Origin of the sequence: Roseibium alexandrii DFL-11 (genome assembly GCF_000158095.2) — a bacterium.
In the GTDB taxonomy this organism is placed as follows: domain Bacteria; phylum Pseudomonadota; class Alphaproteobacteria; order Rhizobiales; family Stappiaceae; genus Roseibium; species Roseibium alexandrii.
This window is the reverse complement of sequence record NZ_CM011002.1, coordinates 3,870,407-3,883,047: the sequence shown is the minus strand read 5'-3', so window position 1 is coordinate 3,883,047 and position 12,641 is coordinate 3,870,407. Positions and strand designations below refer to the sequence as shown.

At 57.5% G+C, this 12,641-nt stretch carries 15 protein-coding genes; 14 read left to right on the top strand and 1 reads right to left on the bottom strand.

The features are described from left to right. Nucleotides 1-176 precede the first annotated feature (176 nt). The gene (locus tag SADFL11_RS17795) at nt 177-1,529 is read right to left on the bottom strand and encodes a D-alanyl-D-alanine carboxypeptidase family protein (protein WP_134853075.1); all 1,353 of its coding nucleotides are present in this window, start codon (nt 1,527-1,529) and stop codon (nt 177-179) included. Between the two features lie 442 nt (nt 1,530-1,971). Here SADFL11_RS17795 and SADFL11_RS17790 point away from each other — a divergent pair, with 442 nt between their 5' ends. The 14 genes from SADFL11_RS17790 (at nt 1,972) to acs (ending at nt 12,631) form a co-directional block, all read left to right on the top strand. Beyond that, entirely contained in the window at nt 1,972-2,826 is an 855-nt protein-coding gene (locus tag SADFL11_RS17790; RefSeq protein WP_008195746.1) for an urease accessory protein UreD, read from the top strand. A 15-nt stretch (nt 2,827-2,841) separates the two neighbouring features. Then, entirely contained in the window at nt 2,842-3,144 is a 303-nt protein-coding gene (locus SADFL11_RS17785; protein ID WP_008193663.1) for an urease subunit gamma, read from the top strand. 22 nt (nt 3,145-3,166) lie between these two features. Further along, nucleotides 3,167-3,370: a hypothetical protein gene (locus tag SADFL11_RS17780; RefSeq protein WP_008195754.1), complete on the top strand. Its 204-nt coding sequence runs from the start codon at nt 3,167-3,169 to the stop codon at nt 3,368-3,370. Beyond that, the gene (locus SADFL11_RS17775) at nt 3,367-3,678 is read left to right on the top strand and encodes an urease subunit beta (protein ID WP_008193264.1); all 312 of its coding nucleotides are present in this window, start codon (nt 3,367-3,369) and stop codon (nt 3,676-3,678) included. The genes SADFL11_RS17780 and SADFL11_RS17775 overlap by 4 nt, the downstream gene beginning before the upstream one ends. A gap of 5 nt (nt 3,679-3,683) precedes the next feature. Next, nucleotides 3,684-4,097: a lysozyme inhibitor LprI family protein gene (locus SADFL11_RS17770; protein ID WP_008190364.1), complete on the top strand. Its 414-nt coding sequence runs from the start codon at nt 3,684-3,686 to the stop codon at nt 4,095-4,097. Further along, the gene (locus SADFL11_RS17765) at nt 4,097-4,510 is read left to right on the top strand and encodes a lysozyme inhibitor LprI family protein (protein ID WP_008194542.1); all 414 of its coding nucleotides are present in this window, start codon (nt 4,097-4,099) and stop codon (nt 4,508-4,510) included. The genes SADFL11_RS17770 and SADFL11_RS17765 overlap by 1 nt, the downstream gene beginning before the upstream one ends. A 34-nt stretch (nt 4,511-4,544) precedes the next feature. Further along, nucleotides 4,545-6,257, top strand: coding sequence for an urease subunit alpha (gene ureC / locus SADFL11_RS17760; RefSeq protein WP_040451194.1), 1,713 nt, complete (start codon nt 4,545-4,547; stop codon nt 6,255-6,257). 31 nt (nt 6,258-6,288) lie between these two features. After that, complete coding sequence (locus SADFL11_RS17755; RefSeq protein WP_008194664.1) at nt 6,289-6,900, top strand: glutathione S-transferase family protein; 612 nt, start codon at nt 6,289-6,291, stop codon at nt 6,898-6,900. Nucleotides 6,901-7,012: 112 nt separating this feature from the next. Further along, nucleotides 7,013-7,495 (top strand): urease accessory protein UreE, encoded by a 483-nt coding sequence (locus SADFL11_RS17750; RefSeq protein WP_008195397.1) that lies wholly within the window; start codon nt 7,013-7,015, stop codon nt 7,493-7,495. 171 nt (nt 7,496-7,666) lie between these two features. Continuing rightward, on the top strand, nt 7,667-8,392 hold the full coding sequence (locus tag SADFL11_RS17745) for an urease accessory protein UreF (protein WP_008195765.1): 726 nt from the start codon (nt 7,667-7,669) through the stop codon (nt 8,390-8,392). Further along, nucleotides 8,389-9,000 (top strand): urease accessory protein UreG, encoded by a 612-nt coding sequence (ureG, locus tag SADFL11_RS17740; RefSeq protein WP_008196876.1) that lies wholly within the window; start codon nt 8,389-8,391, stop codon nt 8,998-9,000. The genes SADFL11_RS17745 and ureG overlap by 4 nt, the downstream gene beginning before the upstream one ends. Before the next feature lie 155 nt (nt 9,001-9,155). After that, entirely contained in the window at nt 9,156-9,710 is a 555-nt protein-coding gene (locus tag SADFL11_RS17735; protein WP_209002645.1) for a hypothetical protein, read from the top strand. Nucleotides 9,711-9,837: 127 nt separating this feature from the next. Further along, nucleotides 9,838-10,251: a DUF1761 domain-containing protein gene (locus tag SADFL11_RS17730; RefSeq protein WP_040451195.1), complete on the top strand. Its 414-nt coding sequence runs from the start codon at nt 9,838-9,840 to the stop codon at nt 10,249-10,251. A gap of 442 nt (nt 10,252-10,693) precedes the next feature. Continuing rightward, nucleotides 10,694-12,631 (top strand): acetate--CoA ligase, encoded by a 1,938-nt coding sequence (gene acs / locus SADFL11_RS17725; RefSeq protein ID WP_008189669.1) that lies wholly within the window; start codon nt 10,694-10,696, stop codon nt 12,629-12,631. The last annotated feature ends 10 nt before the right edge of the window (nt 12,632-12,641 follow it).

The window sequence follows — 12,641 nt, the reverse complement described above, 5'->3', positions numbered from 1 at the left end:
CTCATCATCACGGCGTTTCTTCGCCTATAGCAGCACCTCTTGTGCTGCAGCTGACGATCCGGCAAGGCGATGGCCTCAATTCAGATCGACGCTTACCGCATCGTTAAAGAACAGCGTTAAAAATAAGTTAAGCAGACCTGAGAGTGATCCGGTTCCCGCTTTCAAATCAACGGGATTTAGTTGGATCGCGACGGACTGGGCGCAGGAACGGGCACCGTGAAATCAAGCCCTTTCCTAAAGATCGAGCCAGGGGCCGTCCGCGACGTGTCCACCGCAGATCCAGGTTGTTGCGCTGTCGCCTCGACTTGAGGGATTGATCCGGCGCCCGCCTGTGCAGTCTGCGGGGTACCAGTTGCCCCAACGGGTTGGGCTGTTTGCAACTGATTGCGGATCTTGATTTCTGCCAAACGGATCGGATTGGCAGTCGGCAACGGAATGTCCTCGGCAGGAACCGAAGCACTGACGACCGGTGTGCCTTTCGGATTACCGAGGCCAACCGGCAACGGTTTGTATGCAACCCGGCGTGGTCCCAAAGTTCGATCGAGGATCTTGGCCCAGTCCGGCTTACCGTTCGACTTGGTAAAGCTGCTGGTATCGACCTTCGCCACTGTCGGGTTCTTTTGTTTACCGAAGAACAGCAACCCGCCACCGCTGGGCTCATTCTGCATGTCGTACCGGGCCATATACTGCTTGGAACTCAGCTTCTTGTTCCGGCGGCAATATCCGTCGGCGGGCGGATTGCCGGACGAACCGCTGAGGCTCTTTACATTCTGGCCGCGGCTGCCCTTTCGAAACCCTTCATCAAACAATTGCCGGGCAAAAGCTGTCCGCTCAAGACCCGAAGACGCGCCCATGATGATTGCAATGAGCGTTCTCCCCCGGCGCGTCACCGAGGACGCCACATTAAAGCCGGAATTGCAGATGTAGCCGGTTTTCATACCGTTGGCGCCTGGGACCCGGAGCAGGAACTCCCGGTTGGCAGAGCGCAAGGTTTTCTTACCGAACCGGATGCCTGGATGCTTGTAAAACTCTCGCGCTTCCGGAAAATCCTTGCGCAGTGCCATAGCAAGGATCGCCATATCTCGCGCTGTCGTAACCTGGCGGTTGTCCGGCAGGCCATGCGGATTTGTAAAACGCGTGTTGGTCATTCCCAAACGGCGGGCTTCGGCATTCATCTCTGCCAGAAAGGCGTTTTCTGATCCAGAGACTGCTTCGCCCAGCGCGACAGACACATCATTGGCCGATTTGATCAGAATGATCTTAAGCGCCGTGTCGATGGTAAACTTCGTGCCAACCTTGAAACCCATTTTACTGGGCGGTTCAGCTGCCGAGTTTTTGGATTGTACAACAGCGGAATCAAGCGCCACTCGTCCTTCGCGGATCGCCTTGAAGGTCACGTAGGCTGTCATCATCTTGGTCAAGGATGCCGGATACCATTTGCGGGTCGCGTTTTTCTGATCCACCACGGCGCCATTGCGGGCATCCACGAGGATGTAGGTGCCGATTTCCGCTCGAGCTGGCGCTGCCATCAGAAAAAATCCGAGAGCTGCCGCCAGAATGGGCAGGGCTGATCGACGGCCGAATAAGCTTGCGTACACCGGAAATCCTCGCTGTCTTCCCATGGGCGAACACGACTGTTTCAAATCAAAAGCACCTTAACGGAAAGCTCCACTTAAAAAAAAGGATCATAAACACAAGAGCAACCCTTGCGAAGGAGTCATCCAGCGGCAATCTTTTGAGCAACCGCATATTTTTTGTGCAGATCAGCTACCTGAAAACAAGAATAGTTTCGATTTATCAGCACTTTGAAGGCTACTTGCCGCCAGTTTTATCCAAGAGCTGTATTGGCCCGGTTGTTGCTAATGTTGGAAACGACAGGATGCCGGTTTCGCCTGACCGTGGACAATCAAACATAGAGCGGGCACGGTAGAAAGAAGAACGAGACAGGTCAGAAGCGGGGAGGCTTCCAGGATGTATGATGCTGCAACAGCATCGGAAATTGGAAAAACCGCGCCTGCAATGCAGCGGGTGCGTGGCACTGCACGCGTCGGCTTCGTGAATACGGCTGGCCAAACCCGGTTGAAAGATCTCTTCCAAAGCGGCTCCGCGAAAGTTCGCCTCCCCAAGGTCTATGGTGAACCCGCGACGGCCGTCCTGATCAACACAGCCGGTGGTCTGACCGGCGGCGATCGCATGGACTATGACATCGCAATCGGCGCGGATGCTCACGCAATCGTGACAACACAGACCGCCGAACGCGCTTACCGCAGTCTCGGGACTTCCGCAGAAGTAACAGGTCACCTGTCTGTCGGAGCGGAAGCCACGCTGGAATGGTTGCCCCAGGAGACGATTCTGTTTGAAAACTCGAGCGTTTCGCGCCGGATCACTGCAGAGCTTACCGGCTCCGCCCGGCTACTCATCCTTGAAAGTGTTGTTCTGGGTCGCGCAGCGATGGGCGAGCAGTTGACCCGCGTGTTTTTCAAGGACAGCTGGCGGATCCGCCGGGACGGCAAGCTTGTCTTCGCCGACGATCTGCGTCTGAACGGTGACCCGAGCGACTTCTTTTCCGGTCCGGCAACCGGCCAGGGCGCAAAGGCCATGGCAACGCTGTTGGACTGCGCGCCTGACGCCGAAGACAGACTGGACAATGCCCGAATTTGTCTGGAAAGCGCCTCATCTGGCTCCGTTCAAGCGGCCGCAAGCGCCTGGAACGGACATCTCATCTTACGTTTTGTTGCCACCGACAGCCGGGCTCTAAGACTGTCTTTGATGGCCTTTCTTGAAACCTATCGGTCGGCCCGCCTGCCGCGCGTTTGGTACTGTTAATTCTGGAGGACTTCCGTGAACCTGACACCAAGGGAAAAAGACAAGCTGCTGGTCTCCATGGCAGCCATGGTGGCCCGCCGGCGGCTTGAGCGCGGCGTCAAGCTGAACCACCCTGAGGCTATTGCCCTAATCACGGATTTCGTCGTCGAAGGAGCCCGGGACGGGCGCAGCGTCGCAGATCTGATGGCTGCAGGCGCCAAGGTTCTCACCCGCGACCAAGTCATGGAAGGGATCGCAGAAATGATCCACGATGTTCAGGTCGAGGCAACGTTTCCGGATGGCACAAAGCTTGTGACTGTGCACGAACCGATCCGCTGAATTGGCCAAAGGAGATTTGATAATGACCAGGATTTTTGCAACGGCGTCTGCGCTGGCACTTTCTACAGGCTCTGCCTTGGCTCACCCCAGCATCCAGGAGCACGCCCACCCGCACACCGATGCGGCCAGCTATTTCACTGTTGAAACGCTCCTCATCTTTGCCGTCGGTCTGTCTATTGGCGCAACGCTCGCCTGGATGAAGCGCAGAAAGGATCTGGACCAATGATCCCGGGAGAGATCTTTGCAGCCGACGGTGAGATCGAGCTGAACGCCGGACTTGAGACGCTGTCGCTGGATGTATCGAACACCGGCGACCGGCCGATCCAGGTGGGCAGTCACTATCATTTTGCCGAAACAAACCCCGGGCTCTCCTTCGACCGGGATGCGGCCATGGGCATGCGCCTGGACATACCCGCCGGAACGGCTGTGCGATTTGAGCCGGGGCAAACCCGGTCCGTGACCCTTGTTCCTTATCGCGGGGACCGCACGGTCTATGGCTTCAATCAGAAAGTCATGGGCAAGCTTAAAGGGTAAGCCAAATGCGTTTCCTTGTTGTCAGTCTAGCAGTTGTTGCTTTCGGTGCAGCATTGCCACCTGCTGTTCAGGCGCAGGATGTTAACTGCAAAGAACCGCAAACCCAGTTGGACATGACCATTTGCGCCAAGAAGGACTGGGAAGCGGCGGATGCGGAGCTGAATGCGGCGTACAAGACAGCCATGGCCGCGATGAAGCAGACCGACAGCTACCTTTCGGACGACCTCAAGGGAGCCGCTGAAACGCTGACAACAGCCCAGCGCGCCTGGATCCCGTTCCGCGATAAGGCGTGTGAATCCTATGGCTTTCTGGCCCGCGGCGGATCCATGGAGCCCATGCTGGTGTTGCAATGCCGGGCGGATCTGACACGCCAGCGCACATCCCAGCTGAAAGACCTGACACAGGGGCTTGGGAATTGATGCGTATTTTGAGCCAAGCAGTCTTACCGGCCGTTCTTTTGGGCCTATGCGCGCCGGCACTCGCCGACGAAAAAATTGATTGCGGTTACCCGCTGAATAATTCGGAACGCACCTACTGCGCAGAAAAGGCGCTGGATCAGGCAAACGAGGACCTGACGGCTGCTTATGAACGCGCGCTGGAAAAGATGACGGAAGTCGACACCTCTCTGCCCGAGCATTTGAAGGGTAGTCCGAATGCCCTGAAAGCGGCGCAAGAGGCCTGGACCGATTTCCGCGACAAGGACTGCACCGCCTACAGTTTTCCCTTCAGAGGCGGTACCCGCGGCAATGAACTCTACCGCAACTGCATGATCGTGATGACCATGCAGCGCATCGATGATTTGAACGCCATGGTCGAGGACTATGGCGGTTGACAGACTACATTCTGATCGCTGATTGGAGACCTGAATGGCTTATAAAATGTCCCGCGCCGCCTATGCGGACATGTTCGGACCAACCACCGGGGACCGGTTACGGCTGGCCGATACCGATCTCATCATCGAGGTGGAGAAGGATTTCACCACCTACGGCGAAGAGGTGAAATTCGGCGGCGGCAAGGTGATCCGCGACGGCATGGGACAAAGCCAGGAACCAAGGTCCGCAGGCGCAGTCGATACCGTCATCACCAATGCGCTGATTGTTGATCACTGGGGCATCGTGAAAGCCGATGTCGGCCTCAAGGACGGCCGCATTGTCGGTATCGGCAAGGCCGGCAATCCAGATGTCCAGCCGGGCGTCGATATTATCGTCGGACCAGGTACAGAAGCCATTGCCGGGGAAGGCAAGATCCTGACCGCTGGCGCGCTTGATGTTCATATCCATTTCATCTGTCCGCAGCAGATCGACGATGCGCTGATGTCCGGCGTGACCACCATGCTCGGCGGCGGCACGGGACCGGCAACCGGCACCAACGCCACTACTTGCACGCCGGGCCCCTGGCACATAACCCGGATGCTGCAGTCGGCCGACAGCTTCCCGATGAACCTTGCCTTTGCCGGGAAAGGCAACGCGTCTTTGCCGGCAGCGCTCGAAGAGCAGATCCTCGCCGGTGCATCCGCACTCAAACTGCATGAGGACTGGGGCACCACCCCGGCAGCCATCGACACGTGTCTCTCCGTCGCGGACGAATACGATGTCCAGGTGATGATCCACACGGACACGCTGAACGAATCCGGCTTCGTCGAAAACACCAAGGCCGCTTTCAAGGACCGCACCATCCACGCCTTCCATACCGAAGGCGCTGGCGGCGGCCATGCTCCGGACATCATCAAGGTCTGCGGCGAAACGAATGTCCTGCCGTCCTCGACCAACCCGACGCGCCCCTATACGGTGAACACGCTGGAAGAGCATCTCGACATGCTTATGGTCTGTCACCACCTCGACAGCTCGATCCCTGAAGATGTTGCCTTTGCCGAAAGCCGGATCCGCAAGGAAACGATTGCGGCGGAAGACATTCTGCATGACATGGGCGCCTTCTCGATCATCGCCTCGGACAGCCAGGCGATGGGCCGGGTTGGCGAGGTGATCATCCGCACCTTGCAGACGGCGCACAAGATGAAGGTCCAGCGCGGCCGTCTCAGTGATGAAAGCGGCGAGAACGACAATTTCCGCGTCAAACGCTACATGTCCAAAATCACCATCAATCCGGCGATCGCCCACGGGCTGGACGAACACATCGGTTCCGTCGAAGTCGGCAAGCTCGCGGATCTCGTACTTTGGGACCCGAAATTCTTCGGCGTCAAACCGGACATGATCCTGAAGCTCGGCACGATTGCCGCCGCCCCCATGGGCGATCCGAATGCCTCGATCCCGACACCGCAACCGGTGCATTACCGGCCGATGTTCGGCGCGTTCGGCAAGGCCATGACCCAGAGCCGGGTGACGTTCGTGTCCAAGGCCGCCTATGACAACGGCGTCAAGGACAAGGCCGGTCTCGACAGTCTGGTTCTGCCCGTCAAAAACGTGCGCGGCGGCATCTCCAAGAAGTCCATGGTCCTGAACGACGCCACCCCGCATGTCGAGGTGCATCCAGAGACTTATGAGGTGCGTGCCGACGGTGAATTGCTGACCTGCGAACCAGCCGACGTTTTGCCCATGGCACAGCGCTACTTCCTGTTCTAATCTCCCGGAAAACACGCAGAGGGAGAGAAAAATGTACAAGATTGTTGGCTATCCGCAGACACGGGCGATGCGCGTCATGTGGCTTCTGGAGGAGCTGGGCGAACCGTATGACATCGACCCGGCGATGCCCCAATCAGAGGGCATTCGCGAGGTCAATCCGGCCGGAAAAGTACCGGTCCTGATCGACGGCGATCTGATACTCCCGGAATCAATCGCCATCTGCCAGTATCTTGCTGACAAGCATGGAAAATTCACCTTTCCGGCCGGCACCAAAGAGCGCGCCATTCAGGACAGCTTCACCCAACTTGCGGTCGACGTTCTGGAAGGAGCACTCTGGACGGCGGCCAAGAACAGCTTCATTCACCCGAAAGAGCTTCGCGTTCCGGAGATAAAGCCGGTCTGCAAGGCGGAATTCGCTGAAGGGTTGCGGATCCTCGACGCGCGCATGGGTGAGGGGCCATATGTCATGGGTGAGACCTTCACTGTGCCGGACGTCATCCTCGGCCATTGCGGTGCCTGGGCCGTGACCGCCAAATTCGACCTGCCGAAAGAAGGCCGCATCTACGACTACTTCAAGGCCCTTCGAAACCGCCCCGGCTACAAGGCCATGATGGCCAAGGTCGTTGCGGCTGCAGCGGCCTAAAGCATCGGGCGTTTGATGAAAACGCCCGATGCTCGACCACTTTTATTGCGATCAGCTTTGGGCGCGAGATCGATCCCGATTAAACGCCCGCTGATCTAACAGGAAGGACTTCATGATCCGGGTTGCCAGCATCAAACCGGCCGGTGAATGGACCGGCCAATCCGCAGATACGATCACACTGGATCGCGAAGACCGGCATCGCCGCCGTGCGGCAATGACGGCAGCCAACGGCCTCCCTTTCCTTCTGGATGAGGCTAATGCGGTTCATCTTCATCATGGGGACGGCCTGGTTCTGGAAGACGGCAGGATCATCGAAGTGCTGGCGGAACCGGAAGACCTGGTCGAGATCCATGCCGAGAACACGGCACATCTTGTGAAGATCGCCTGGCATCTCGGCAACCGGCATTTGCCGACCCAACTGATGGGCGATACGCTGCGTATCCGGCGTGATCACGTGATTGAGGACATGGTCAAAAAGCTCGGCGCCAAGCTGACCGCCTTGAGCGCCCCGTTTGATCCGGAGGGCGGCGCCTACGGTCACGGCCAGACGCACGGTCATGGCCACAATCATGGGCATACGCACTCCCATGGCTGATGTTTTCCATACCTTTTTTATATGTGTCATCCCGGCCCCCGAGCCGGGATCCACTCGCGATTGTGCTTGCCGCAGCTCGGGCATTTCTTGTTCGATCGCTCTGCAAACGAGTGGATCCCCGCATGAATCGGGGATGACGCTTGAGAAGGCTGTAGCCGTAGGGGCTTTAGTATGACAGGGTCCGTCACCCAATCAGCGCTCTACAGGCTGCTGACGTTCCTCTCCCCGGCCTTTCCGATTGGAGCCTTCACCTATTCCCATGGGCTGGAACAGGTCATCCACGCTGGCGGTGTCAGCTCCGCCGAAGAACTCCGGATCTGGCTCAAGGACATACTGGCACACGGAGCCGGACGCAGCGATGCAATCCTGATGAGCCAGACCTACCGGGCGGCGCTTGCCGGATCACACGAGGACGTCCGGGAACTGGCAGAGCTTGGCCTCGCGCTTCAGCCCTCAAAGGAACGGCACCTGGAAACATCCGCCCAAGGCACGGCGTTCATTGACACCGTGACCGCAAGCTGGCCGCCGAACTCACAAACTACAGCAGGAGCTGTTTTCAGCAGTTTGACCAATGGAAATTCTGAAACGCCCCTGACCGAGTGGCCCTATCCTGTCGCGCTGGGTCTGATCTGCGCAGCTCATGAGCTGCCGGAAGACGCAAGCCTGACGGCCTTTCTCCACTCCTTTACGGCCAATCTCATCTCGGCAGCTGTCCGCGCCGTACCGCTTGGACAAAACGAAGGCCAACGGGTGCTGGCCGCACTGGAACCAGTCATCTCAGAAATCGCCGCCGAAGCGATGGACGCCGATCTTGACGACCTTGGCACCTCCACCTTTCTCGCCGACATCGCCTCCATGGCGCACGAAACACAATATTCGAGGTTGTTCCGCTCATGAAATCTCAAAACGGTCCCTTGCGCGTCGGCATCGGCGGCCCAGTCGGCGCCGGGAAAACGACGCTGACGGACAAACTGTGCAAGGCCATGCGCGAACGCTATTCGCTCGCGGTCATCACCAACGACATTTACACGAGCGAAGATGCCGAAGCGCTGATGCGGTCGCAGGCCCTGACCAGCGACCGGATCCGCGGCGTGGAAACCGGCGGCTGCCCGCATACGGCCATCCGGGAAGACGCCTCGATCAATCTGGCGGCGGTCAAGGATCTCAATGACAAAATCCCCGATCTCGACCTGATCCTGATTGAATCGGGCGGCGATAATCTGGCGGCCACTTTCTCACCGGAGCTTGCGGATCTGACGATCTATGTCATCGATGTGGCGGCGGGTGAGGAAATTCCGCGAAAAGGCGGTCCCGGCATCACCCGCTCGGACTTGCTGGTCATCAACAAGACGGATCTTGCGCCTTATGTCGGAGCAGATCTTAGAGTCATGGACCGGGACGCAGCCAAGATGCGCAAAACACGGCCGTTTGTTTTCGCAAACATGCGAGCCGGAGATGGTGTAGATAAGATCGTAGAGTTCATCATCGAAAAGGGCGGCCTATAGCTTTGACACCGGGGGAAACGGTTCAGCTTTGCGCAAGGAATAATGCGCTGTGGTGCGATGCCGTTCTGAGAACAGCCGGCGCAAAAACAAGTTTTCACCACGGTTTCTGGCGGGCCTCCAATAAACAAGTCCCTCTGTTTCCAAGCATTGTCACATTGGCCGCAGAGCACAGTGCGGATCTAACAACAGCGCTTTCCGCACTCCCTTCCAAGGCGGCGGTGAAGGACAGTTTCGATTGCCTTGATCTTCGTACGTCCGGTTTTGAGAAACTTCTCACCGGAACCTGGCTGTTCCGGTCACAAGAAGGCACACGAAAACCCAGTTCGCCGCCGGACTGGCAAAAAGCACAGACCTCGGAGGCGCTCGGTAAATGGCTTCCGGCGTGGAATAAGAGCGAAAAACTTCATACGCTTTTTCCGCCAAAACTGCTGGAGTTTCCGGACATTGATTTTGTATCGATCAGGCGGGACGACGCGATACAAGGCGGGGCTGTCTTGAATTACGGTCCATCTCACGCTGGCAAGGATTTCGTCGGCATTTCCAACATCTTCCATCGCAAGAGCTGGCTCTATGGAGCCCTCCATGCGCTCATCGAGCCGTTCCCGCATCGGCCAATTTGCACCTATGAGACCGACACAGCGCTGTTGCCCGTCTATCGCCAGATCGGTTTTGAAGATGTTGGAACCCTGACGGTCTGGCAAAAGCTTTGATTCTGGCTTCAGATGCCTCGCATTTTTGACAGGTACTTTTCTATCCAGTGCGCTTGATCTCCGGTCTGATTGATTTCATTGTCCAATCGAAAAGCGCGCATCGCAGTGCTTTAGGGAGAGTCCAAACATGATGTTCGATGGGATCAATCTGCTGGCAGCCGGAGGCGCAGCAGTTGCCTCATTTATCATCGGCGCGATCTGGTACGGCGTTCTTGGAAAAGCCTGGATGAAAGCCGCCGGCTTAACCGAAGAACAGACACGGCCGAACTCGGTCACGATGATTATAGCCTTTTTATGCCAAGTGGTTATGGCCATCGTTTTTGCCGGGATTATTTATCACACCGGCGAGGTAACAGTCCGTGCAGGCATCATCTCGGCCATCATGGTCTGGATCGGGATCGTAATGACGACTCAGATCATCAACCATCGCTTCCAGAACCAGCCGTGGGCCCTGACTGCAATTGATGGCGGCCACTGGCTGCTGGTTCTACTGGTTCAGGCAGTGGTGATCGGCTTGCTGTCCCCCTTCGTGATCGCCTGACGCAAGCGTAAATCCTTACGTATTTGAACGTGCAGGGCCAGGGCTTGCTCATATGATGGAACTGGTTGGAATGAGTTGCTTCGGATACGAGGCGCGAAGCTGCAGGAAACCTTCTGGTTTTCAAAGCTTTGCAACGCAGTTGCCGAAGAAATTCATCCAATCAATAGACGCTAAAACGGCTTCGATATGCGGCGTCAAAACGCTCGACCGGGCACCTGCCCGCTCCTCGCGCTTTTCCTTGCATCTCATCGCCGTTTTTAGCGCCAGATCAATCAGATGAGCAAGCCCTGACCCTATACCAATGTCGCGCCTACGAAAGTACGAATGTTAAGTTATGGACGCTGGGGAAGGCCATACGCATAATGGCCACCAGCAAATAAGACTGGCGGGAGGAGAGCAAATGCGACCGCCGGTTCAAATCGGGGTTTCTGGGAGGTCTTAAATGTCCGCATCTGTTTTTCCCGTTCCGGCGGAGGTAGCCGCTCGGGCGCATGTCGATAACGTCAAATATCTGGAAATGTATCAGCAGTCGGTGAGCGACCCGGATGGCTTCTGGGGCGAGCACGGAAAGCGTGTTGACTGGATCAAGCCTTTCACCAAGGTGAAGAACACCTCTTACGACTACCACAATGTCTCGATCAAATGGTTCGAAGACGGCACGTTGAATGTCTCGGCCAACTGTATCGACCGGCATCTGGCGACACGCGGCGATCAGCCGGCCATCATCTGGGAAGGTGACGATCCGTCTGAAAGCAAGGTGATCACCTACAAGGAGCTGCATCACGAGGTGAACAAGTTCGCCAACGTGCTGCATGCCCAAGGCGTCAAGAAAGGCGACCGGGTCACCCTCTATCTGCCGATGATCCCGGAAGCGGCATATGCGATGCTGGCTTGCACCCGGATCGGGGCGGTTCACTCGATCGTGTTTGGCGGCTTTTCTCCAGATAGTCTGGCCCAACGCATCGAAAGCTGTAAAAGCACCTGCATCGTGACCGCGGACGAGGGTCTACGCGGTGGCCGCAAGGTGCCGCTGAAAGCCAATGTCGACAAGGCGGTCGAGAAGGCACCGGTCGATAGCGTGATCGTGGTCAAGCGTACTGGCGGCGACATTTCCATGCAGGACGGACGGGACGTCTGGTACCACGACGAAGCCGACCGCGTGTCTGACCATTGCGATCCGGTTGAAATGAATGCGGAAGACCCGCTCTTCATTCTCTACACGTCCGGATCCACGGGTCAGCCAAAGGGGGTGGTCCACACCACGGGCGGATATCTCGTCTACGCCTCGATGACCCACCAATATGTTTTCGACTATCAGGATGGCGACATCTACTGGTGTACGGCGGATGTGGGCTGGGTCACCGGACACAGCTACATCGTCTATGGTCCGCTCGCCAATGGCGCGACCACGCTGATGTTCGAAGGCGTGCCGACCTATCCGGATGCCGGCCGCTTCTGGCAGGTCTGCGAGAAGCACAAGGTCAACATCTTCTACACGGCACCAACTGCGATCCGGGCGCTCATGGGTGCTGGAGACGACTTCGTAAACAAGTCAGATTTGTCCTCGCTGCGCCTGCTTGGCTCGGTCGGTGAGCCTATCAACCCGGAAGCCTGGAACTGGTATTACAACGTCGTCGGCAAGCAGAACTGCCCGATTGTAGACACTTGGTGGCAGACTGAAACCGGCGGCATCCTGATCACGCCGCTCCCAGGCGCGACCGACCTGAAGCCCGGATCTGCAACCCGTCCGTTCTTCGGCGTGCAGCCGGCCGTCGTTGATGCGGAAGGCAAGTTCCTGGAAGGGGCAACCGAGGGCAACCTGGTCATCACCGACAGCTGGCCGGGCCAAATGCGCACGGTTTACGGCGACCACGACCGCTTCGTGCAGACCTATTTCGCCACATACAAGGGCCTTTATTTTACCGGTGACGGCTGCCGCCGGGACGAGGACGGCTACTACTGGATTACTGGCCGCGTCGATGACGTGATCAACGTCTCCGGCCACCGCATGGGCACAGCGGAAGTGGAAAGCGCGCTGGTTGCTCATGAGAAAGTCTCAGAGGCCGCCGTGGTCGGCTATCCGCATGACATCAAGGGGCAGGGCATTTATGCCTATGTCACGCTGATGGAAGGCGAAGAACCAACGGATGAGCTGAAAAAAGAACTCGTCAAACATGTCCGGGCAGAAATCGGCCCCATCGCCTCACCGGACCTCATCCAGTTCTCACCCGGCCTGCCGAAGACGCGCTCGGGCAAGATCATGCGCCGCATCCTGCGCAAGATCGCCGAGGACAGCTTCGACAATCTCGGCGACACCTCGACACTGGCAGACCCGGCTGTGGTCGATGACCTCATCGACAACCGCCAGAACCGGGCGTAAACGCCAGTCG

Bases quoted from the DNA above. Each gene is read 5' to 3' on its own strand.
- SADFL11_RS17795 (WP_134853075.1), bottom strand. From the start codon at position 1,529: ATGGCAGCGCCAGCTCGAGCGGAAATCGGCACCTACATCCTCGTGGAT.
- SADFL11_RS17790 (WP_008195746.1), top strand. From the start codon at position 1,972: ATGTATGATGCTGCAACAGCATCGGAAATTGGAAAAACCGCGCCTGCA.
- SADFL11_RS17780 (WP_008195754.1), top strand. From the start codon at position 3,167: ATGACCAGGATTTTTGCAACGGCGTCTGCGCTGGCACTTTCTACAGGC.
- SADFL11_RS17775 (WP_008193264.1), top strand. From the start codon at position 3,367: ATGATCCCGGGAGAGATCTTTGCAGCCGACGGTGAGATCGAGCTGAAC.
- SADFL11_RS17770 (WP_008190364.1), top strand. From the start codon at position 3,684: ATGCGTTTCCTTGTTGTCAGTCTAGCAGTTGTTGCTTTCGGTGCAGCA.
- SADFL11_RS17765 (WP_008194542.1), top strand. From the start codon at position 4,097: ATGCGTATTTTGAGCCAAGCAGTCTTACCGGCCGTTCTTTTGGGCCTA.
- ureC (WP_040451194.1), top strand. From the start codon at position 4,545: ATGGCTTATAAAATGTCCCGCGCCGCCTATGCGGACATGTTCGGACCA.
- SADFL11_RS17755 (WP_008194664.1), top strand. From the start codon at position 6,289: ATGTACAAGATTGTTGGCTATCCGCAGACACGGGCGATGCGCGTCATG.
- SADFL11_RS17750 (WP_008195397.1), top strand. From the start codon at position 7,013: ATGATCCGGGTTGCCAGCATCAAACCGGCCGGTGAATGGACCGGCCAA.
- SADFL11_RS17745 (WP_008195765.1), top strand. From the start codon at position 7,667: ATGACAGGGTCCGTCACCCAATCAGCGCTCTACAGGCTGCTGACGTTC.
- ureG (WP_008196876.1), top strand. From the start codon at position 8,389: ATGAAATCTCAAAACGGTCCCTTGCGCGTCGGCATCGGCGGCCCAGTC.
- SADFL11_RS17730 (WP_040451195.1), top strand. From the start codon at position 9,838: ATGATGTTCGATGGGATCAATCTGCTGGCAGCCGGAGGCGCAGCAGTT.
- acs (WP_008189669.1), top strand. From the start codon at position 10,694: ATGTCCGCATCTGTTTTTCCCGTTCCGGCGGAGGTAGCCGCTCGGGCG.